The sequence below is a fragment of the Kitasatospora sp. NPDC059577 genome, assembly GCF_042735475.1.
Taxonomy (GTDB): Bacteria; Actinomycetota; Actinomycetes; order Streptomycetales; family Streptomycetaceae; genus Kitasatospora.
Map to the genome: position 1 here is coordinate 90,242 of NZ_JBHWBZ010000013.1, position 19,358 is coordinate 109,599.

Annotated in this window: 17 protein-coding genes and 1 pseudogene; 7 read left to right on the forward strand and 11 right to left on the reverse strand. The window is 74.3% G+C overall.

The window, feature by feature from the left end:
- Nucleotides 1-284: 284 nt before the first annotated feature.
- Nucleotides 285-1,841 carry a bifunctional lysylphosphatidylglycerol synthetase/lysine--tRNA ligase LysX gene (lysX, locus tag ACFV0O_RS13915; RefSeq protein WP_360252822.1) on the reverse strand — a complete coding sequence of 519 codons (1,557 nt, stop codon included), beginning with the start codon at nucleotides 1,839-1,841 and terminating at the stop codon, nucleotides 285-287.
- A 136-nt stretch (nucleotides 1,842-1,977) separates the two neighbouring features.
- The gene (locus ACFV0O_RS13920; RefSeq protein ID WP_360252825.1) at nucleotides 1,978-2,727 is read right to left on the reverse strand and encodes a hypothetical protein; all 750 of its coding nucleotides are present in this window, start codon (nucleotides 2,725-2,727) and stop codon (nucleotides 1,978-1,980) included.
- Between the two features lie 172 nt (nucleotides 2,728-2,899).
- Between ACFV0O_RS13920 and ACFV0O_RS13925 the strand changes: the two are divergent.
- Nucleotides 2,900-3,427, forward strand: a pseudogene (locus tag ACFV0O_RS13925) (SigE family RNA polymerase sigma factor); the annotation flags it as partial.
- A gap of 81 nt (nucleotides 3,428-3,508) precedes the next feature.
- On the opposite strand, the gene ACFV0O_RS13930 reads toward ACFV0O_RS13925, so the two are convergent.
- The 8 genes from ACFV0O_RS13930 to ACFV0O_RS13965 all read right to left on the reverse strand — a co-directional run bounded on the left by ACFV0O_RS13930 (nucleotide 3,509) and on the right by ACFV0O_RS13965 (nucleotide 11,428).
- Nucleotides 3,509-4,294, reverse strand: coding sequence for a type III pantothenate kinase (locus ACFV0O_RS13930; protein WP_380340788.1), 786 nt, complete (start codon nucleotides 4,292-4,294; stop codon nucleotides 3,509-3,511).
- Between the two features lie 47 nt (nucleotides 4,295-4,341).
- Complete coding sequence (nadC, locus tag ACFV0O_RS13935; RefSeq protein WP_380340791.1) at nucleotides 4,342-5,310, reverse strand: carboxylating nicotinate-nucleotide diphosphorylase; 969 nt, start codon at nucleotides 5,308-5,310, stop codon at nucleotides 4,342-4,344.
- Between the two features lie 4 nt (nucleotides 5,311-5,314).
- Complete coding sequence (locus ACFV0O_RS13940) at nucleotides 5,315-6,988, reverse strand: L-aspartate oxidase (RefSeq protein ID WP_380340794.1); 1,674 nt, start codon at nucleotides 6,986-6,988, stop codon at nucleotides 5,315-5,317.
- Between the two features lie 15 nt (nucleotides 6,989-7,003).
- The gene (gene panD / locus ACFV0O_RS13945; RefSeq protein ID WP_360252843.1) at nucleotides 7,004-7,483 is read right to left on the reverse strand and encodes an aspartate 1-decarboxylase; all 480 of its coding nucleotides are present in this window, start codon (nucleotides 7,481-7,483) and stop codon (nucleotides 7,004-7,006) included.
- 60 nt (nucleotides 7,484-7,543) lie between these two features.
- Nucleotides 7,544-8,449, reverse strand: coding sequence for a pantoate--beta-alanine ligase (gene panC, locus ACFV0O_RS13950; protein ID WP_380340797.1), 906 nt, complete (start codon nucleotides 8,447-8,449; stop codon nucleotides 7,544-7,546).
- Nucleotides 8,449-9,300, reverse strand: a complete 852-nt coding sequence (locus tag ACFV0O_RS13955; RefSeq protein WP_380340914.1) for a Rossmann-like and DUF2520 domain-containing protein — start codon at nucleotides 9,298-9,300, stop codon at nucleotides 8,449-8,451. The genes panC and ACFV0O_RS13955 overlap by 1 nt, the downstream gene beginning before the upstream one ends.
- A 216-nt stretch (nucleotides 9,301-9,516) precedes the next feature.
- A complete protein-coding gene (locus tag ACFV0O_RS13960) occupies nucleotides 9,517-10,206 on the reverse strand; it encodes a response regulator transcription factor (protein ID WP_360252852.1) in 690 nt (229 codons plus the stop codon).
- Nucleotides 10,207-10,234: 28 nt separating this feature from the next.
- Nucleotides 10,235-11,428 (reverse strand): sensor histidine kinase, encoded by a 1,194-nt coding sequence (locus tag ACFV0O_RS13965; RefSeq protein ID WP_380340917.1) that lies wholly within the window; start codon nucleotides 11,426-11,428, stop codon nucleotides 10,235-10,237.
- A gap of 164 nt (nucleotides 11,429-11,592) precedes the next feature.
- Between ACFV0O_RS13965 and ACFV0O_RS13970 the strand changes: the two genes are divergently transcribed.
- Complete coding sequence (locus ACFV0O_RS13970) at nucleotides 11,593-12,609, forward strand: SAM-dependent methyltransferase (protein WP_380340801.1); 1,017 nt, start codon at nucleotides 11,593-11,595, stop codon at nucleotides 12,607-12,609.
- Nucleotides 12,606-13,775: an NADH-quinone oxidoreductase subunit D gene (locus ACFV0O_RS13975; RefSeq protein WP_380340804.1), complete on the forward strand. Its 1,170-nt coding sequence runs from the start codon at nucleotides 12,606-12,608 to the stop codon at nucleotides 13,773-13,775. The genes ACFV0O_RS13970 and ACFV0O_RS13975 overlap by 4 nt, the downstream gene beginning before the upstream one ends.
- Nucleotides 13,776-13,832: 57 nt before the next feature.
- Here ACFV0O_RS13975 and ACFV0O_RS13980 read toward each other — a convergent pair whose 3' ends face one another.
- The gene (locus ACFV0O_RS13980; protein WP_380340807.1) at nucleotides 13,833-14,729 is read right to left on the reverse strand and encodes a hypothetical protein; all 897 of its coding nucleotides are present in this window, start codon (nucleotides 14,727-14,729) and stop codon (nucleotides 13,833-13,835) included.
- Between the two features lie 256 nt (nucleotides 14,730-14,985).
- Here ACFV0O_RS13980 and ACFV0O_RS13985 point away from each other — a divergent pair, with 256 nt between their 5' ends.
- The 4 genes from ACFV0O_RS13985 (at nucleotide 14,986) to ACFV0O_RS14000 (ending at nucleotide 19,341) form a co-directional block, all read left to right on the forward strand.
- Nucleotides 14,986-15,363: a hypothetical protein gene (locus ACFV0O_RS13985; protein WP_380340810.1), complete on the forward strand. Its 378-nt coding sequence runs from the start codon at nucleotides 14,986-14,988 to the stop codon at nucleotides 15,361-15,363.
- A gap of 26 nt (nucleotides 15,364-15,389) precedes the next feature.
- Complete coding sequence (locus ACFV0O_RS13990) at nucleotides 15,390-16,844, forward strand: SUKH-4 family immunity protein (protein WP_380340813.1); 1,455 nt, start codon at nucleotides 15,390-15,392, stop codon at nucleotides 16,842-16,844.
- Between the two features lie 117 nt (nucleotides 16,845-16,961).
- Nucleotides 16,962-17,924 (forward strand): Ppx/GppA phosphatase family protein, encoded by a 963-nt coding sequence (locus tag ACFV0O_RS13995; protein ID WP_360252873.1) that lies wholly within the window; start codon nucleotides 16,962-16,964, stop codon nucleotides 17,922-17,924.
- Nucleotides 17,925-18,537: 613 nt separating this feature from the next.
- On the forward strand, nucleotides 18,538-19,341 hold the full coding sequence (locus tag ACFV0O_RS14000; RefSeq protein ID WP_380340920.1) for a sugar phosphate isomerase/epimerase family protein: 804 nt from the start codon (nucleotides 18,538-18,540) through the stop codon (nucleotides 19,339-19,341).
- The last annotated feature ends 17 nt before the right edge of the window (nucleotides 19,342-19,358 follow it).

Genomic DNA, 19,358 nt, shown 5'->3' on the forward strand with positions numbered 1-19,358 from the left:
CGCGCCACTCACGCTGAGACTCCCACACACGGCCCCCGACGCACGCCCGCGCTCGGGCGACGGGGGGCTCCCTGCGCGCCCGGGGGGGCCCCCGGCCCCCCCCCCGGGCCCGCTCGCGGGTCGCCCGGGGCCCGGGGGTCGTTCCGGGCCCCCGGGACGATCAGTCGAAGTCTTCCTTGGCCTTCTGGTTCCCGCCCTGGCTGCGGAAGATGGCCCGCACCAGGAACCCGAAACCGATCGCCATGACCAGCGGCGGCACGATCGCGCTGACGTAGTCCATCAGGTCACTCCTCCTCGGTCTTCTCCGCCGCCACGGCGGCGGCCTTCGGCTCCGGCTTGACCAGCGGGAAGAGCACGGTCTCCCGGATGTTCTTGCCGGTCAGCAGCATGATCAGGCGGTCCACGCCGAGGCCGAGGCCACCGGTCGGGGGCATCGCGTACTCCAGGGCGCGCAGGAAGTCCTCGTCCACCTGCATCGCCTCGACGTCGCCGCCGGCCGCCAGCAGGGACTGGGCGGTGAGGCGGGCGCGCTGCTCGACCGGGTCGACCAGCTCCGAGTAGGCGGTGCCGATCTCGGTGCCGAAGATCACCAGGTCCCACTTCTCGGCCACGCCCGGCACCGAGCGGTGCTGGCGGGTGAGCGGGGAGACCTCGGTCGGGTAGTCCTTGATGAAGGTCGGCCGGACGGCGTTCTCCTCCAGCAGGCGCTCGACCATCTCCAGCACGATCTGACCGTGGCCCCAGTCCTTCTCGAACGGGATGCCGTGCGCGGCGGCCAGCTTGCGCAGTTCCTCGACGGTGGTCTCCGGGGTGACCTCGGTGCCCAGGTGCGCGGAGACGCCCGGGTAGACGCTGACCTCTTCCCAGGGCTCGGCCAGGTCGATCTCGTGCTCCACGCCGTGCGCGTCCACGCCCTTGATCACCGTGGTGCCCAGCGCGTCCCGGGCCGCGTTGACGATCGTCTCGCGGATCAGCTCGGCCTGGGTGTCGTAGTCGCCGTAGGCCTCGTACGACTCCAGCGAGGTGAACTCCGGGTTGTGGGTGGAGTCGGCGCCCTCGTTGCGGAAGTTCCGGTTGATCTCGAAGACCTTCTCGGCGCCGCCGACCACCAGCCGCTTGAGGTACAGCTCGGGGGCGATGCGCATGTACAGGTCGATGTCGTACGCGTTGATGTGCGTCTTGAACGGACGCGCGTTGGCGCCGCCGTGCACCGGCTGCAGCATCGGGGTCTCGACCTCGATGTAGCCGCGGTCCTCGTAGGTGCGGCGGATCGAGCGGACCACGCGGCTGCGCAGGTGCAGGATCTCGCGGGCCTCGGGGTTGACGATCAGGTCCACGTAGCGCTGGCGGACCCGGGCCTCCGGGTCGGTCAGGCCCTTGTGCTTGTCCGGCAGCGGTCGCAGGCACTTGGCGGTGAGCTCCCAGCGGTCCACCATCACGGACAGCTCGCCGCGCTTGGAGGTGATCACCTCGCCCTCGACGCCGACCTGGTCGCCGAGGTCGATGTCGGACTTCCAGGCCGCCAGCCGCTCCGGGCCCAGCTTGTCCAGGGAGAACATCACCTGCAGGTCGCCGGTGCCGTCCCGCAGGGTGGCGAAGCACAGCTTGCCGCCGGTGCGGGAGAGGATCACCCGGCCGGTGATGCCGGCCCGCTCGCCGGTCGCGGTGTCCGGCTCCAGGTCCGGGTGCTTGGCACGCAGGTCCGCGATGGTGCTGGTGCGGGGGAATCCGACCGGGTACGGGTCGACGCCGGCCGCCCGGAGCCGGTCCAGCTTCTCGCGCCGGACGCGCATCTGCTCGGGAAGGTCGTCGGTCGCGGGAACAAGGCTCTGATCGCTCACCCCACAAGGGTAGCCAGCCACACACGGTGCTCCGCGCCGGGATTGGCCGTGAGGACGGAAACGGCGGTCCGGGCCGGAACGGCCGGAAGGGGGAGACCGGGTCGGCGGTCTCCCCCTTCCGGGCGGGCGGGGCGGCTCAGCCGGTCCCGGTGGCGAGCTCGATCTCCTCGGGGGCCTCGTCGGCGGGCGGGGCGGGCTGCGCCGGGGGCTTGGGGCGGCGCCCGAACAGCTCGGCCGGGGTGGGCATCCGGTGCGGGCGGGGCGGGGTCTTGGCGGCGGCGGGCTCGGCGGGCTGCTCCGGGCGGGAGTCGGTGCTGCTCATGGTGGTCCGTCCTCCTACAGGGGTGGGGTGACTGCTGGGGGGTGCGGCGGGGCTGGGTACGGCCACCAGGTGGCGGGGCTGGCCGGTGGCGAGGGCGAGGCGTTCGCGGACGGCGGCCTCGGCCAGCGCGTGGCAGCGCCCGGCCAGCCGCGAGCGGCGCGACCGTTCGCCGTGGCCGCAGGGCTGACGGGTCAGCCCGCGCAGTGCGGTGAGGTCCTCGGGCCCGGGCAGGTAGCCGTCCGACACCGCCTCCTCCAGCCGTTCCAGGTAGCCGGGCGCGCTGCCGGGCAGGGCGGAGCGGTAGCGGCCGAGGTCGGCGAGCAGGAAGGCGCGCAGTCGGCCGCCCTCCTGGACGGCCTCGTCGATCGCCTCGGTCAGACGCAGTGCGTCCTGGACGTCCTCCGCCCACAGCTCGGCGCCCGGTCCGGCGAAGGCCGGTCGGTCGGGCCCCTGGAAGTGGACGGGAACGGCGGGGTGCAGGGCTTGGGCGAGGGCTCGGCGCAGCACGCGGACTTCGTCGGCGCTGAAGGCCATGCCGCCGCGCGATCCGTGTGGCGTAGGCATGGGTTGACACTACGTGAGGAATATCCGATTTGTCGGTAACGTCGCGTGGAATTCCGCACGGTCGGGCCCGCCGGGAAAACCGTGCGCGGCACCTGTAACGCCACCCGGTGCACACCTGGTCATCCAAGTGGCGGGGGATGACGGGGGAGCACGGGGACGGGAGGCGGACCGGATGGAACCGGACGGGCGGCGGACGGCGGCGTGGGACCGGCGGGGGGACGAGGAGTTCCGGGCCTTCGCCGTCGCCCGGGCCCGCCCGCTCTACCGGTCCGCCTGCCTGCTCACCGGCGGGGACACCCACCTCGCCGAGGACCTGGTGCAGGAGGCGCTCGGACGGGTCTACACCCAGTGGCACCGCACCGCCTGGTTCGCCTCCAGGCCCCGGATCGACAACCCGGCCGGGTACGCGCACACCGTGCTGGTGCGGGCCTTCCTCTCGCACCGCGGCCGCCGCTCCAGCGACGAGCGCCCGATCGGGAGCGTTCCGGACGGGCCCGGCCCGCCGGACGACCCGGAACTGCGGCTGACCCTGGTGGACGCGCTCGGCCGGCTCGCCCCGCAGGACCGGGCGGTGCTGGTCCTGCGCTACTGGGAGGACCGCAGCGTCGAGGAGACCGCGGCGGTCCTGCAGAGCACCCCGGGTGCCGTCCGGACCCGGTCCCTGCGCGCCCCCGGACGACTCCGGAACCGGACGCGCGGCCGGGAACCGTCAGCGTCGCCGTGCCACCGGTCCTGCCGTCCGGACTGCCGGTCCCCGGGGAGCCCGCCCGCTGAGCGCCGCTCAGCTCGGGCGGTTGCGCTCGAAGACCAGGCGCAGGCCGATGAGGGTGAGCCAGGGCTCGTGGACGTCGATGGTGGTGGCCTCGCCGAGGACCAGCGGGGCCAGGCCGCCGGTGGCGATCACCTGGACGTCGTCCGGGTCCTTGGCGAGTTCGCGGGCCATCCGCTCGACCAGGCCGTCGACCTGGCCGGCGAAGCCGTAGAGGATGCCGGACTGCATGCCTTCGACGGTGTTCTTGCCGATCACGTTGCGCGGGCGGGCCAGCTCGATCTTGCGCAGCTGGGCGCCGCGGACGCCGAGGGCCTCGACGGAGATCTCGATCCCGGGGGCGATCGCGCCGCCGACGTAGTCGCCGCGCGCGTTGACGGCGTCGAAGGTGGTCGCGGTGCCGAAGTCGACCACGATGCACGGGCCGCCGTACAGGTGGTTGGCGGCCAGCGCGTTGACGATCCGGTCGGCGCCGACCTCCTTGGGGTTGTCCATCAGGACGTGCACCCCGGTCTTCACGCCGGGCTCCACGATCACCGCGGGGACGTCGCCGTAGTAGCGGCGGGTCACCTCGCGGAGCTCGTGGAGCACGGCGGGAACGGACGAGCAGATCGCCAGGCCCTCCACCGTGGCCTCCCGGACCGCGGCGTGGTTGCCCATCAACCCCTGCAGCAGTACGGCCAGTTCATCGGCCGTGCGGCGCGGATCGGTGGAGATCCGCCAGTGTTCCACCACTTCCTCGCCGTCGAACAGGCCGAGTGTGGTCTGGGTGTTGCCGACGTCGATGGTGAGGAGCACGGGGACGCTTTCTGCGAGTCGGGACAGGACTGCTCTCGACCTGACGGTCAGGCGCGCAGGTCCAGGCCGATGTCCAGGATCGGGGAGGAGTGCGTGAGCGCGCCCACGGCCAGGTAGTCGACACCAGTCTGGGCGACCTCGCGCGCGCCGGCCAGGGTCAGGCCGCCGGAAGCCTCCAGCTTCGCCCGGCCGGCCACCAGGGCGACGGCCTCCTTCAGCTGCCCGACGGTGAAGTTGTCCAGCAGGATCAGGTCCGCACCGGCCTCCAGGACCGGCTCGATCTGCGCCAGCTCGTCGACCTCGACCTCGACCGGAAGCTCCGGGTACGCGGCCCGGACGGCCCGGAAGGCCTCGGCCACGCCGCCGGCCGCGACCACGTGGTTGTCCTTCACCAGGGCGGCGTCGGACAGCGCCATCCGGTGGTTGGCGCCGCCGCCGCAGCGCACCGCGAACTTCTCCAGCGCGCGCAGGCCCGGGGTGGTCTTGCGGGTGTCCCGGACGACCGCGCCGGTGCCCTCCAGGGCGTCCGCCCAGGCGCGGGTCGCGGTGGCGATGCCGGACAGGTGGCAGAGCAGGTTGAGCGCGCTGCGCTCGGCGGTCAGCAGGTCGCGGGTGCGGGAGCGGACCGAGAGCAGCACCTGGCCGGCCTCCACCGCGTCGCCGTCCTCGACGTGCCGCTCGACCTCGAACTCCTCCTCGCAGACCAGCGAGAGGACCGCCTCGGCGACCCGCAGGCCGGCCACCACGCCCGCCTGGCGGGCGGTGAAGTCGGCGGTGGCGACGGCGTCGGCGGGCACGGTGGCGACCGAGGTGACGTCCTCGCCGCCGGCCAGGTCCTCGGCCAGCGCCAGGGTCGCGATGTCCTCGACCTCGACCGGGTCCAGCCCGGCCTGCTCCAGCAGCTCGGCCAGCTGCGGGTCCAGACCGGTCTCGTAGCCCTCGCCGTCCCCGCAGGCGCAGCCGTCGCCGCAGCCGCCCAGGTCGGCCAGGGGGAGTTCCTCGTGGGAGTGGGTCATGGTTCTACTGCTCCTCGGGGGTGCTGACGGGGTCGCCGGAGGCGGCGAGGGTGGTGATCAGGTGGCGTCGCCAGTGGGCGTCGTCGCGCTCGGGGAAGTCCTCGCGCCAGTGGCAGCCGCGGGTCTCCTCGCGCTGCGCGGCGGCCGCGACCAGCGCGGTGGCGACCAGCAGCAGGTTTGCGGCCTCCCAGGTCTCCACCCGGGGGTCGGCCGGCTTCTCCTCGGCCACGTGGAAGTGGGCCTGCTCGGCGAGGAGGGCGAGCCCGGCGGCGGTGTCGGCCATCGACGCGGCGGAGCGCAGGATGCCCGCGCCGCGCGACATCAGCCGCTGGATCTCGGCGCGCGCCTCGGACGGCGGCAGCGGGACGGGCCGCGCGGCGCGCACGCCGGCGACGTCGACCGCGCGCTCGGGCAGGTCGCCGGACCGGTGGCGGTCGGCCAGGTCGGCGGCGATCCGCTCGGCGAAGACCAGGCCCTCCAGCAGCGAGTTGGACGCCAGCCGGTTGGCGCCGTGCACGCCGGTGCAGGCGACCTCGCCGCACGCGTACAGGCCGGGGACGGTGGTGCGGCCGTGCCGGTCGGTGCGGATGCCGCCGGAGGCGAAGTGCGCGGCCGGAGCGATCGGGATCGGCTCGGTGACCGGGTCGATGCCGTTGGCGCGGCAGAAGGCGAGGATGGTCGGGAAGCGCTGCTCCCACATCTCGGGGCCGAAGTGCCGCCCGTCCAGGAACATGTGCTCGGCGCCCTGCTCCTGCATGCGCCGGGTGATCGCCTTGGCGACGATGTCGCGCGGGGCCAGTTCGGCCAGCTCGTGCTGCCCGACCATGAAGCGGACGCCGTCCGCGTCGACCAGGTGGGCGCCCTCGCCGCGGACCGCTTCGGAGACCAGCGGCTGCTGGCCCTCGGCCTCCGGGCCGAGCCAGAGCACGGTGGGGTGGAACTGGACGAACTCCAGGTCGGTGACGGCGGCGCCGGCCCGCAGTGCCAGGGCCACGCCGTCGCCGGTGGAGACCGCCGGGTTGGTGGTGGCGGAGAACACCTGGCCCATGCCGCCGGTGGCGAGCACCACCGCGCGGGCCCGGACGGCGCCGACGCCGTCGCGCTGGCCCTCGCCCATCACGTGCAGGGTCAGCCCGGCGGCGTGGCCGTCGGCGTCGGTCAGCAGGTCGAGGACGAGTGCGTGCTCGATCAGCTCGATGTCCGGGTCGGTGCGGACGGCGGCGACCAGGGCGCGCGATATCTCGGCGCCGGTCGCGTCCCCGCCCGCGTGGACGATCCGGCGGCGGTGGTGGCCGCCTTCGCGGGTCAGCAGGATCGCGCCGTCCTCGCCCCGGTCGAACAGGGCGCCGGTGGCGATCAGCCGGCGGACGGCGTCCGGGCCCTCGGTGACCAGGGTGCGGACGGCCTCCTCGTCGCAGACGCCGGCGCCGGCCACCAGGGTGTCGTCCAGGTGCTGCTCGGGAGTGTCCCCCTCGCCCAGGGCGGCGGCGACGCCGCCCTGGGCCCAGCGGGTCGAGCCCTCGTCCAGCATCGCCTTGGTGACCACCATGGCCCGCAGGCCGGCCTTGCGGACGTTGAGGGCGACGGTGAGACCGGCCACCCCGGAGCCGACCACGACCACGTCGGTGGTGGCGGTCCAACCGGGGGCCGGGGCGGTGAGGCGATGGGTAACGGACATGACTCAGTGGCTCCTTCAGCGTGTGGCCGTGGTGGCCGCGCCGTCCTCGTCACGGTACGCGCCCCCGGCCCGGCGGCCGGGAGGTGCCCCCACGTCACCGCGCAGCAGCCCGCTGCCCTCCGGTGCCTCGGCGGGGTCGCCGCCGAAGCCGGTGATCCGGTTCCGCTCGTCCACGAAGACGACCTTCGGCTCGTAGCCCTTGGCCTCGGCCGTGTCCATCTGCCCGTAGGCGATGAGGATGACCAGGTCGCCGGGGTGGACCAGACGGGCGGCGGCGCCGTTGATGCCGATCACGCCGGTGCCGCGCGGCCCGGCGATGGTGTAGGTCTCCAGCCGGGCGCCGTTGTTGATGTCGACGATGTGGACCAGCTCACCGGGGAGCAGGTCGGCGGCGTCGAGCAGGTCCTCGTCCACCGTGACCGAGCCGACGTAGTGCAGGTCGGCCTGGGTCACGGTGGCCCGGTGGATCTTGGACTTGAGCATGGTGCGGAGCAAGGGGGTCACGCCTCCTGTGAGTGCATGCCTGGGGCTGAGCTACCGAGTGTCAGCGGGTTTTCAGCGGACGATGATGCGGACGTTGTCGATCAGGCGGGTCGAGCCCACCTTCGCGGCGACGGCCAGCACCGCCTCGCCCTGGAAGTCGTCCGCCGCTTCGGAGAAGTCGTGCGGGTCGATCAGGGCGAGGTAGTCGAGGGTGACGCCCTCGGCGCCGTCCAGGACGGCCGAGGCGGCATCGCGGGCGGCCTTCGGGCCCTGCGCGGCGGCGTCCCGGCCGGCGAACAGGGCCTTGGACAGGGCCAGGGCGCGGGTGCGCTCCTCCTCCGAGAGGTAGCGGTTGCGCGAGGACAGCGCCAGGCCGTCCTCCGCGCGGGCGGTCGGCACGCCGACGATCTCGACGTCGAAGTCCAGGTCGGCGACCATCCGCTGGATGACCGCCAGCTGCTGGGCGTCCTTCTCGCCGAAGAAGGCGAAGTCCGGGTCGGTGATGTGCAGCAGCTTGGCGACCACGGTCAGCACGCCGTCGAAGTGGCCGGGGCGGGTGGCGCCCTCGAAGCGCTCGCCCATCGGTCCGGCCACCAGGCGCACCTGCGGCTCGCCGTTGGGGTAGACCTCCTCGACGGACGGCGCGAAGACCACGTCGGCGCCGTTCTCCTCGGCCAGCTTCACGTCGTCGTCGAGGCTGCGGGGGTAGCGCTCCAGGTCCTCGCCCGCGCCGAACTGCAGCGGGTTGACGAAGACGGTCACCGCGACCCGGCCGTCCCGGCCGACCTGCTTGCGGGCGGCCCGGATCAGCGCGGCGTGGCCCTCGTGCAGCGCGCCCATGGTCATCACGACGGCGTTGTCCACGGGCTGCTCGTCCGGCCAGAAGGCGGCCTCGAAGTCGTCCACGGTGCGGGTGACGACGGCCCGGTGGACCTTCGGCGTCCGCTGGGGCTTGTTCGGCTGCTTGCCGCGTGCCATCAGGGCGTCTCCTCGTTCAGTACGTCCAGCAGCGCCGCCGCTGTCGTTTCGTCGATCGTTCCGTTGGCGAGCGCCCGCTGCGCGGTGGCGCGGGCCATCGCGCGGTACGCCGCCGGGATGTCGGGGGACACCGTACTGAGCTGCGCCAGGTGGCGCCGAACGGTGCCCGCGTCGCCCCGGGCGACCGGGCCGGTGAGGGCCGCGTCGCCGGAGCGCAGACTGTTGTCCAGGGCGGCGCCCAGCAGCGGGCCGAGCATCCGGCCGGGCTCGGCGACGCCGGCCGTGCGCAGCAGCTCCATCGCCTGGGCGACCAGGGTGACCAGGTGGTTCGCGCCGTGCGCGAGGGCGGTGTGGTAGCGCGGGCGGACCTCCTCGGGCACCCACTCGGGCTCGCCGCCCATCTCCACCACGAGCGCCTCGGCGACCGGCCGCAGCTCGTCGGGCGCGGTCACCCCGAACGGGCAGCCGGCCAGCCGGTCCAGGTCGACCGAGGTGCCGGTGAAGGTCATCGCCGGGTGCAGGGCCAGTGGCAGTGCCCCGGCCCGGGTGGCGGGCTCCAGGACGGCGACGCCGTGCGCGCCGGAGGTGTGCACGACCAGCTGGCCGGGGCGGACGGCGCCGGTGGCGGCCAGTCCGGCCACCAGGTCGGCCAGCGCGTCGTCCGGGACGGTCAGCAGGACCAGGTCGGCGGCGGCCAGCACCTGCGGCGGGGTGACGATCCGCACGCCCGGCAGCAGCGCCTCGGCGCGCCGGCGGGAGGTGGCGGACACCCCGGAGGCGGCGACCACGGTGTGCCCGGCGAGCTGCAGCGCGGCGCCCAGCGCCGGGCCGACCCGGCCGGTGCCGACCACGCCGACGGCGAGCCGGGCCGGACGGTTGCCCGGATCGCCCGGATCACCGAAGGCGGCGCCGCCGAGACCGTCGGCGAACGGAGCGAACTCGCCGGAGTCGGCGAAGTCGGACGGATCCACGCATCCACCCTTGTCCTGTGTGGCCGTTCCGGTCCGCTCGTCGGGTACCGGACGTACGGGCCCAGTCTACGGTCGGCGCCCGGACGCCGAACCGGCTCAGTCCGTGGCCCCGGCCCGGATCAGCCCGGCCTCGTACGCCAGCACCACGGCCTGGACCCGGTCGCGCAGGCCGAGCTTGGCCAGGATCCGGCCGACGTGGGTCTTCACGGTCGCCTCGGAGAGCACCAGCCGGGCCGCGATCTCGCCGTTCGACAGGCCCTGGGCGACCAGTAGGAACACCTCGCGCTCGCGCTCGGTCAGCGGGCCGAGGACGTCCGAGCCGGGCGCGCTCTGCGGGGTGGGCAGCACCTCGGCGAAGCGGTCGATCATCCGGCGGGTGGTGGTCGGGGCGACCACCGCGTCACCGCCGTGCACCGCCCGGATCGCGGCCACCAGCTCGGTCGGCGGGACGTCCTTCAGCAGGAAGCCGCTGGCGCCGGCCTTGAGCGCGGCGAAGGCGTACTCGTCGAGGTCGAAGGTGGTGAGGATCAGCACGTGCGGGGCGTCCGGCAGCGGACTGCCGTCCTCGGCCAGGCAGATCCGGCGGGTCGCCTGCACGCCGTCCAGGCGTGGCATCCGGACGTCCATCAGGATCACGTCCACCGCGGTGTGCCGCAGCTGCTCCAGGGCCTGCGCGCCGTCGCCGGCCTCGGCGGCGATCTCGATGTCGCCCTGCGACTGCAGGATCATCCGGAACCCGGTGCGCAGCAGTTCCTGGTCGTCGACGAGCATCACGCGGATGGTCAAGGTGGCTCCTAGGGGGAGGGGCGGAGGATCAGTGTGCGGCCTTGAGCGGCAGGACGGCGCGGATCCGGAAGCCGCCGCCGGGGCGGGGGCCCACGTCGAGGCTGCCGCTGACCATGCCGACCCGCTCGCGCATGCCGATCAGGCCGTGGCCGAGACCGTCCGTGCCGCCGGAGGCCAGCTGTTCGTCGGTGCTGCCGCGCCCGTCGTCCTCCACCAGCACGGCCAGCTCGCGCTCGCCGAAGTCGACCGCGACCCGGGCGTGCACGTCGGGGCCGCCGTGCTTGCGGACGTTGGTGAGCGCCTCCTGGACGATCCGGTAGACCGTCAGCTCGACCCCGCGCGGCAGCTCGCGCGGGTGCCCGGAGGTCGCGTAGTCCACCTGCAGCCCGGCCGTGCGGACCTGCTCCAGCAGCTCCGGCAGTTCCTCCACGCCCGGCTGGGGCACGTACTCCTCGGCGGTGTCGGAGGTGCGCAGCACGCCCAGCAGGCGGCGCATCTCGACCAGCGCCTGGCGGCCGGTGGAGGCGATCGTGCCGAGCGCCTCCTTCGCCTGCTGCGGGGAGTTGTCGAGGACGTAGGCGGCGCCGTCGGCCTGGACGATCATCACCGAGACGTTGTGCGCGACCACGTCGTGCAGCTCGCGGGCGATCCGGGCCCGCTCGGCGGCGACCGCCACCTTGGACTGGGCGTCCCGCTCGCGCTCCAGCCGGGCGGCGCGGTCCTCCAGCTCGGTCAGGTAGGCGCGGCGCACCCGGGTCAGCCGGCCCCAGGCCCAGCAGAGGATGAACGGCGTGCTCATCAGCAGCATGATCATCGCTGCTTCGCCGGGGTTGTACGAGTGCGAGACGTAGTGGTTGGCGCTCTCGCGCACCGTCTTCATCGGGTGCATCTGCCAGAACACCAGCGGCCCGGCGGACAGCCCGGCGGTCAGTGCCAGCCGGGAGGTCCACTTCTGCCCGAAGGCGGCGCCGGTGTAGGCGAAGACCAGGTAGGCGATCGAGGAGCCGCCCGGTTCGACGTCGGCCAGCACCTGGCTGACGCCGAGCCCGGTGGCGGCGGCGACCGTCACGTCCGGGTAGCGCCGGCGGACGACCATCAGCGCGGGCAGCACCAGCGCGACCAGGACGTCGGCGTCGAAGCGCCACCCGTCGTCGGGGAGGTTGTCGTTCGGCAGCAGGCCGATGAGGAGCACGATCGCCGCCCAGGCGGCGTCGACCACCATGGGGTGACGGCGGAGCCAGGCGTTGAGTCGATGCACGTGTCCAGCGTAGGCAGTCGCTCCGTGTGTCCAGGTCCGCCGGTAGGGCGATCCGTCCTACTCCGTAGGTCGGAGACGCGCCGGCACCGATTGGGAGGGCCTGCGACCGGCGGGTAGCGTCCGGCCCCATGACTTGGATGCGGTGGGCGCCCGCCATGGAACAGGCCCTGTACGACCCCGAACGGGGCTTCTACCGCAGGCCGGAGGGCCCCGCCGGGCACTTCCGCACCTCCGTGCACGCCTCGCCGAGGTTCGCCCGCGCGGTGGCCCGACTGCTCCTCGACGTCGACGCGGCCCTCGGTCGTCCGGAGGAGCTGGCGTTCGTCGACGTCGGGGCCGGGCGGGGGGAACTCCTCAGGGGCGTGCTGGCCGAGCTGCCCGCCGAAGTGCTGGCGCGGCTGCGCCCGTACGGCGTGGAGATCGCGCGGCGCCCGGCCGGGCTCCCGTCCACAGCCCTGTGGACGGACGAGCCGCCGCGCGGCGTGACCGGACTGCTGTTCGCCAACGAGTGGCTGGACAACGTGCCGCTGGACGCCGGGGAGGTCGACGAGGACGGGGTGCTGCGCTACGTCGAGGTGGACACCGGGACCGGTGCGCTGCGGCCGGGCGCGGAGGTGTCGGCGGCGGACGCGGCCTGGGCCGGGCGGTGGTGGCCGGTCTCCGGGCCCGGGGACGCGGTGGAGTTCGGCGGTCCCCGGGACGCCGCCTGGGCGCGGGCCGTCGCCGGGCTGGAGCGCGGTCTGGCCGTGGCGGTCGACTACGGGCACACGGCCGGGCGGCGGCCGCCGTTCGGTACTTTCACCGGCTTCCGGGACGGCCGGGAGGTGGCCCCGGTGCCGGACGGCTCCTGCGACGTCACCGCGCACGTGGCCCTGGACTCCGTCGCCGTGCCCGGTCTCCACAGCCTGTGGACGACGCAGCGGGAGGCGCTGCGCGCGCTCGGCGTGAGCGGCGGCCGGCCCCCGCTCGCCCTCGCCTCCACCGACCCGGCGGGCTACCTGCGGGCGCTGAGCGGGGCGGGGGAGGGGGCCGAGCTGACCGACCCGGGCGGGCTGGGCGGTTTCGGGTGGCTGGTCCAGGCCGTTCGCATTCCGGTACCGGCGAGCCTGGACACCCTGCCGGGATGGCAGACTCTGGAGGCATGAGGGAGACCACGGTCGGCATCGGGGCGGGAGCCGAGAACTTCAGCGGTACGGCGGGCACCACCGACATGGTGCTCAACATCGGCCCGCAGCACCCGGCCACGCACGGCGTGCTGCGGCTGCGCCTGCTGCTCGACGGTGAGCGCATCGTCTCCGCCGAGCCGGTGATCGGCTACATGCACCGGGGCGCGGAGAAGCTGTTCGAGGCCCGTGACTACCGGCAGATCATCATGCTGGCCAACCGGCACGACTGGCTCTCCGCCTTCTCCAACGAACTCGGCGTCGTCCTCGGCGTCGAGCGGATGCTCGGCATGGAGGTCCCCGAGCGGGCCGTGTGGATCCGCACCCTGCTCGCCGAGCTCAACCGGGTGCTCAACCACCTGATGTTCCTCGGCTCGTACCCGCTGGAACTCGGCGGGATCACCCCGATCTTCCACGCCTTCACCGGCCGCGAGGACCTCCAGCACGTCCTGGAGGAGGCCTCCGGCGGCCGGATGCACTACATGTTCAACCGGGTCGGCGGCCTCAAGGAGGACCTCCCGGCCGGCTGGCTCGGCCGCGTCCGCGCCGCCGTCGCCACCGTCCGCTCGCACATGCCGGTGTTCGAGGACCTCGTCCTCGGCAACGAGATCTTCCGCGCCCGCACCGCCGGCGTCGGCGTCCTCACCCGGGCGCAGGCCGAGGCGTACGGGGTCAGCGGCCCGATCGCCCGGGCCAGCGGCCTCGACCTCGACCTGCGCCGCGACGAGCCCTACCTCGCGTACGACACCGAGGAACTGCGGCAAGTCCTCACCGTCGTCACCCGCGACGAGGGCGACTGCCTCGCCCGCTTCGAATGCCTGCTGGAGCAGACCCTCAACTCGCTGGACCTCGCCGACGCCTGCCTCGACAAGCTCGCCACCCTGCCGCCCGGCCCCGTCAACCAGCGGCTGCCCAAGGTGCTCAAGGCACCCGAGGGCAGCACCTACGCCTGGACCGAGAACCCGCTCGGGATCAACGGCTACTACCTGGTCTCGCGGGGCGACAAGACGCCGTGGCGGCTCAAGCTGCGCTCGGCGTCCTTCAACAACATCCAGGCGCTGACCGAACTGCTGCCGGGGACGCTGGTGGCGGACATGGTCGCGATCCTGGGGTCGATGTTCTTCGTGGTCGGGGACATCGACAAGTAGGCCCGGGGCCGCGGCCCCGCTCGGGCCGGGCCCCGCCGGACCCGGCCGGACCGGGGCTCAGCCCTTCTTCTTCGGCTTCGCCGGGTCGGCCGGGTGCGGGGCGATCCTGCGGTCGCCCTTGGTGGCGATCCGCTCCTCGCACAGGCGGGCCAGCACGTCGTAGGCCGCCCTGCCCATCAGTTCGGTGAGCTCCGGGCGGTAGCTGACGTACACCGCGTCCGCGCCCTGGTGGGCCGCCGGAGCGCCGGTGCACCACCAGTGCAGGTCGTGGCCGCCCGGGCCCCAGCCGCGGCGGTCGTACTCGCCGATCGAGACCTGGAGGTAGCGGGTGTCGTCCGGGCGGTCGATCCAGTCGTAGGTGCGGCGGACCGGCAGCTGCCAGCAGACGTCCGGCTTGGTCTCCAGCGGCTCACGGCCCTCCCGGAGCGCGAGCGCGTGCAGCGCGCAGCCGGCGCCGCCCGCGAAGTCCGGGCTGTTCACGAAGATGCAGGCGCCGTTGACCCGGCGGGTCTGGCGGTCACCGTCCTCGTCCAGCATGGTGATGCCGCCGTCCGAGACCAGCCGGCCCTTGGCGTCGGTGCCCTGCGGGAAGTTCTCCCACAGCTCGGGCGTCAGCCGTGCCGCGTGGCCCAGGACGCGCTTCTCGTCGTCCTCGTCCGAGTAGTGGGCGCCCAGCGTGCAGCAGCCGTCCGACTCGCCGCGGCCCTCGCGGATGCCGTGGCAGCCCTGGCCGAAGACGCAGGACCAGCGCGAGGTCAGCCAGGTGAGGTCGCAGCGGAAGACCTGCTCCTCGTCGGCGGGGTCGGCGAACTCGACCCAGGCGCGCGGGAAGTCGAGCGGGACCTCGTCACGCGGGATCTCGCGGCGCAGGGTCGGCATCGCGAGGTCGACGGGGGCGGGGGAGGCCTTCGGCTTCGCCTTGGCCTTCTTCTTGGACGTTTCTGCTGGTGCCACCCGGCAAGGGTAGAGCTTCCGCGGGCGTGGTGACGGGCCCGAGGGGCGTGGCGGCGGATTCGGGGCCGCCGGCGCTCGGGGGCGGGAGCCGGGCCCGATCCGGGGTGAAGGCGGGGTGAAGGAGGTCCGTCGTGCGCTGCGGGCGGGCCCGGGACCGTGCCCAGGATGGCGGCCGATCCGCTACGGGGAGGTACGGGATGGCAGACGGCAGGACCGGGGCGTCCGACCGGGCGGGTGGGCGGTTCGTCCTCAAGCCGTGGGAACCGCACGGCGAGGGGCGGGAGTTCGAGAAACCCGGCGGCGAACTGGCGAAGGCCGTTGCCGCCTGGAACGGGACCTCGGCGCGCTCGGCACCCCCTGGGGGACGGACCGGCCGGGCAGCGGCTTCGCCGCCGCGTACGGCCCGGCGCGCGGCGGACTCGTCGGCGGACTGCGGGGGCTGGCCGGCGGGGTCGGGAAGGTCGGGACCGGGCTGCACGCGATGGCCGAGCGGACCACGGACACGGACACCTCGGCGGCGAGCGGCTTCGGCGCCGAGGCCGGGAACGGGGTGACGGCCGTCGCCGCGGTCCATCCCACGACAGGGGCAACCCCGGGGGCGGCGCCCGCCGTCCCCAAGGACATGTCGGTCTGACGGACCCGGCCCGGAGGGGGAAGCACGTGTCCCGGAAACTGCCCGAGGAACTGGTCCCGGTCCTGGCCAGGACCGGCCACCCGTGGCCGCAGGCCGACGAGGAGGGCCTGCGCAGGGCGGCCGGGGTCTGGCGGGAGTTCGGCACGGAGGCCGACCGCCTCACCCGCCGCTGCGGCGAGTCGGTCCGGCGCGTCACCGCCGACAACTCCGGCTGCGCCGTCGAGGCCTTCGGCGCGTACTGGCAGACCTGCAGCGGCGCCGACAAGGGACACCTGGACGACGCGCACACCGCCGTCGGGCTGGTCGCCGGCGCCTTTCCCGCACGGGTGGAGGTGGATCCGCTGACCGGTGAGCGGCGGGCGCCCGAGGAGGTGGGGGCGGCCTGTGCCGTGGTGGACCGGGGGAGCGGACGGTTCACGGTGTGGCCCTCGGTACCGGTGGACGAAGTGGTCGGGCTGTACCGGGACTTCGTCGGTGCGGGCGGGTACGACCCGGCCCGGCCGCCGACGACCGGGCGGGGTGCCCGCGCCGAACTGACGTACCGGGACGGCTCGGGCGAGGAGCGGTCGTTGGCGCTGCGGTCGGCGCCGGGCCTGCCGCATCCGGCCCTGCGCGGTTGGTGGTGGCTGCGCGAACAGGGGGTGGCGGCCGAGGAGGTGCGGGCCGTCCGGACCGATCTGCGGCCGGGGGCGCTGCCCGGCGGCTACTGGGCCCACGCGCTGGCCGCCGAACTGCCGCACGTCCGGATCGACTTCGAGCTTCCGTACGGTCCGCGGTTCGACCACCGCGCCGCCGCCGTGCGGGCGTTGCCCGTGCCCGCGGACGGTCCGGCGCGCAACCGGGTGCCGTTCCCCCGGCCGGTGCGGGACGCGCCGGCCGAGCCCGACGCGGTGCTCGCCGCGCGGCTCGCGGAGCGGTTCGGCCCGGCGGGGGTGCGGCGTTTCGACCGGGCGGACGTGGTGCGGACCGAACTGCCCGGGGAGGCGGCCGCGTTGCTGCTGGCGGTGGGAGTGCCGAAGGTCGTGCCGGGATTCTTCGCCCTGCACCACCCCCGTGCGGAGGCGATCGCCGACGGCACCCGGCCGGGCGCCGTGCTGCCGCCGCTGGCCGGGTACCTCGACGACCTCGGCCGCGGTACCCGGGTGGCCGAGCGGGAGCGTTCGGCCCTCGCCGGGCAGCTGGTGCTGGGAACGGACGGCTGGGCGCCGGTGGCCCTCGACGCGACGGACGGTACCGTCCGCGCGGTGGATCCGGACCGTGCGACGGCCCGCCACTGCAACGCGGACCTGAGGGCCTTCGTCCGCTGTCCGGAGGTGTTCGCCGGCTGGTGGCCCGGGCTGCGAGGGCTCGACCCGGTGGCCGCGGGCGGGGCGGTGGACGGCCTGCAGCGCGCCCTGGCCGAGGTGGACGGCACGGTCTTCGCCGATCCCGAGAACTGGTGGGCCGTCATCGTGGAGCAGTTGTGGGACGGCCTGCTGTGACGCGGCTCACGGTGCCGGGCCCCCGGGTCCGGCCGTGACCGGCCGCCCGCCCCGGACCAGCGCGAATACGGTCGCAACCCCCCTCGCCCGGGTCCGCATCGCGTAGCGTGGAGAGTTATGCGACTCGGTGTTCTCGACGTAGGTTCCAACACGGTCCACTTCCTCGTGGTGGACGCCCACCCGGGCGCTGCTCCGCTGCCCGCTTACTCCCACAAGGCCGAGCTGCGACTGGCCGAGCTGCTGGACTCGGACGGTGCGATAAGCGGGGCCGGTGTCGAGCGGCTGGTCGGCCACGTCGCGTCCTCGCTGCGGGTCGCCGAGGACAAGGGCGTCGTCGACATCCTGCCGTTCGCCACCTCGGCCGTGCGCGAGGCCACGAACGGCGAGGAGGTGCTGCGCCGGGTGGCTGCCGAGACGGGTGTCGAGCTGCGGGTGCTCTCCGGTCAGGACGAGGCCCGGCTCACCTTCCTGGCCGTCCGCCGCTGGTTCGGCTGGTCGTCCGGCCGGCTGCTCAACCTGGACATCGGCGGCGGCTCGCTGGAGATCGCCTGCGGCCTGGACGAGCAGCCCGACGTCGCGTGTTCGCTGCCGCTGGGCGCGGGCCGGCTGACCGCCCGCTGGCTGCCCGGGGACGTCGCCGACCCCGACGGGCTGCGCGAGCTGAGACGCCACATCCGGGCCGAGATGGGCACCGTGGTCGGCGAGGTCTCCCGGCTCGGGTCGCCGCAGCACGCCGTCGCCACCTCCAAGACCTTCAAGCAGCTGGCCCGGATGACCGGCGCTGCGCCCGCCGACGCCGGCCCGTACGCCGACCGCCGGCTCACCCGCAGCGGGCTGGCGGCCTGGCTGCCCCGGCTGTCCACGATGACCGTCGCCGAGCGCGCGCAGATCCCCGGCGTCTCCGAGGGCCGGGCCAAGCAGCTGCTGGCCGGCGCACTGGTCGCCGACGCCGCGATGGACCTGTTCGGTCTGGACGAGCTGGACGTCTGTCCGTGGGCGCTGCGCGAGGGCATCATCCTGCGCCGCCTGGACACCATGGACAGCCCCGCCGACCGGCGCCGACCCGCGCTCGCTCCGTAGGACGGCGTCCCGTTCGGAGCGCGCTCCGCTTACGCTGTCTCCCGTGGTGCAACCAGCGGGCGAGGACGGGACGCGGGAGGGCCGCGCTCCCGGGGACGGGCAGCCGCGGCCGGACGACCCGCGCCGCCGGCTCGGCAAGGCGGTCAAGGGCGCCACCGCCGCGCAGGCCGCCAAGGCCGTCCAGGCGGCCCAGCGCACCGCGAAGAGGGCCACGGCGAAGAAGACCGCCGCGAAGGAGGCCGCCGCCCCGGAGCGCACCGCGGGGAAGGCCGTCCCGAAGGGCGCCGCAGACGACACTCCGACAGCGGCCACGGCGAAGCGCACCGCCACCGGGGGACCGTCGACGAAGAAGGCCGCCGACAAGGCCGCGACGCCACCCGCCGGCAAGCCCACGACGACACCCACGACGCCGCCTGCGACGCCCGCCCGGGCCGCCGCCCCCCGCAGGGCCGCCGCCAAGGCCGCGCCGAAGGAGACCCGCACCGCCCGGGCCGCCGGCGCCGCGAAGGCCGCCGTCCAGTCGGTGCGCTCGGTCAAGGCCGCTCGCCGGGACGCCGCCCGCCCGCCGCTGCTGCGCACCACCGACCGGCTGGTGCTCCCCCAGCACCCGGCCCTGCACATCCCCGAGACCAAGGTGGTCCTGTCCACCGCCTCGGTGTACCCGGCGAGCACCGCCGTCGCCTTCGAGCTGGCGGCCAGGCTCGGCTACGACGGGGTCGAGGTGATGGTCTGGAACGACCCGGTCAGCCAGGACATCGACGCCCTGCGCCGGCTCTCGGACGCCCACCGGATGCCGATCCTGGCCGTGCACGCGCCCTGCCTGCTGATCACCCAGCGGGTGTGGACCACCGACCCGTGGACCAAGCTGGTCCGGGCCAGGGCGGCGGCGGAGAAGCTCGGTGCGAGCGCGGTCGTCGTCCACCCGCCGTTCCGCTGGCAGCGGCAGTACGCCCGGGACTTCGTCGAGGGCATCGACCGGATGGCGGGCGAGACCGACGTCCGCTTCGCCGTCGAGAACATGTACCCGTGGCGGTACCGCGACCGCGAGGTGCTGGCGTACGCGCCCGGCTGGGACGTCACGGACGAGGAGTACCGGCACTTCACCATCGACCTGTCGCACGTCGCCACCTCCCGGATCGACACCTTCGCCATGGTCGAGCGGATGGGCGACCGGCTCGCCCACGTGCACCTGGCGGACGGCAGCGGCTCCGGCAAGGACGAGCACCTGATCCCCGGCCGCGGCAAGCAGCCGTGCGCCGAGCTGCTGGAGCACCTGGCCCGCACCGGCTTCGACGGTCACGTGGTGCTGGAGGTCAACACCCGCCGTGCGGCGTCGCCCGCCGAACGTGAGGCCGATCTGGCCGAGGCGCTGGCCTTCACCCGCCTGCACCTGGCGACCCCCTCGCACGTACGCTGACCGTCGTGCCCGGGGCG